We start from the raw sequence: 1,514 nt of genomic DNA, 5'->3' as shown, positions 1-1,514 counted from the left end.
CGCGCCTCGTCCGCATAGACGAGGATATCGTCGCCTTTTGCGTTGGCCGGCCAGAAGCCGATGGTCGCCTGCGCGGTGAACCATTTTTCCTGGATGATGCGATCGAGCATCTTGCGCGCATCGTCGTAGAGCGAGCGCGCGACCTCGCCGACCTTGGGATCGTCGAGAATAGCGGGAAAGCGCCCGGTCAGTTCCCAGGTCTGGAAGAACGGCGTCCAGTCGATGTACTCGGCCAGTTCCGCCAGATTATAGTCGCGGAACGTCTTGATACCGAAGAACGACGGCTTCTTCGCGGGCGTCCTGGCGAAATCGACCGGAATGGCGTTGGCGCGCGCGTCGGCGAGCTTCAGCCGCTTCTTGTCGGCCTGTGCGCGGAAATGGGCCGCGGAAATCCGGGCGTATTCGGCCCGCACCTCCGTGGCATAGGCCTCGCGTTTGTCCGGCGACAGCAGCGAGGAGGCAACGCCCACCGCGCGGCTTGCGTCATTGACATGCACCACGGGACCGCTGCGATAGTTCGGATCGATCTTGACGGCGGTGTGGACCCGGCTCGTGGTCGCGCCGCCGATCAGAAGCGGTATGTCGAGGCCTTCGCGCTGCATTTCGCCGGCGAGGAAACTCATCTCGTCGAGCGAGGGCGTGATCAGGCCGGAGAGGCCGATGATGTCGGCGCCCTCGCGCTTGGCGGTCTCGATGATCTTGGCCGCCGGCACCATCACGCCGAGATCGATCACCTCGAAATTGTTACATTGCAGCACGATGCCGACGATGTTCTTGCCGATGTCGTGGACGTCACCCTTGACGGTGGCGAGCACGATCTTGCCGGCGGTGCTGCGCTCGTCATTGCTGATGCCGTTGGCGAGGTTGCGCGCCTTCTCTTCTTCCATGAACGGCATCAGATAGGCGACCGCCTGTTTCATGACGCGGGCGGATTTCACCACCTGCGGCAGGAACATCTTTCCGTCGCCGAAGAGATCGCCGACAATGTTCATGCCGGCCATCAGCGGTCCCTCGATCACGTCGAGCGGGCGCGTGGCGAGCTTTCGCGCCTCTTCGGTGTCGCCATCGATATATTCGGTGATGCCGTGCACCAGCGCGTGGGACAAACGCTTGTCGACCGGCCATTCGCGCCAGGCGAGATCCTGCTCCTGGGTCTTCTTCTCCTTGCCACGGAATTTCTCGGCCAAAGCGAGCAGCCGTTCGGAAGCGCCCGGGTCGCGGTTGAGGATGACATCCTCGGAGGCCTGGCGCAGCTCGGGATCGATGTCGTCATAGACGACCATCTGCCCGGCATTGACAATGCCCATATCCATGCCGGCCTTGATGGCGTGATACAGAAACACCGAGTGCATGGCTTCGCGCACCGGCTCGTTGCCGCGGAACGAGAAGGAGAGATTGGAGACGCCGCCGGAGATATGCGCGTGCGGCAGATTCTTTCGAATCCAGCGCGTCGCCTCGATGAAGTCGACGCCGTAATTATTGTGCTCCTCGATGCCGGTCGCGATCGCAAAGAT

1 protein-coding gene is annotated in these 1,514 nt (G+C 62.3%); it reads right to left on the bottom strand.

Annotation, left to right across the window (positions count from 1 at the left end; translation table 11 throughout):
* Positions 1-1,514: vitamin B12 dependent-methionine synthase activation domain-containing protein (locus WB528_RS25185; protein ID WP_423891808.1), on the bottom strand; the 1,514-nt coding region annotated here is incomplete at both ends.

This window comes from Bradyrhizobium sp. (genome assembly GCF_049586575.1).
Classification (GTDB): domain Bacteria; phylum Pseudomonadota; class Alphaproteobacteria; order Rhizobiales; family Xanthobacteraceae; genus Bradyrhizobium.
The sequence above is the reverse complement of the archived record's forward strand: the minus strand, read 5'-3'. Positions and strand labels throughout refer to the sequence as shown.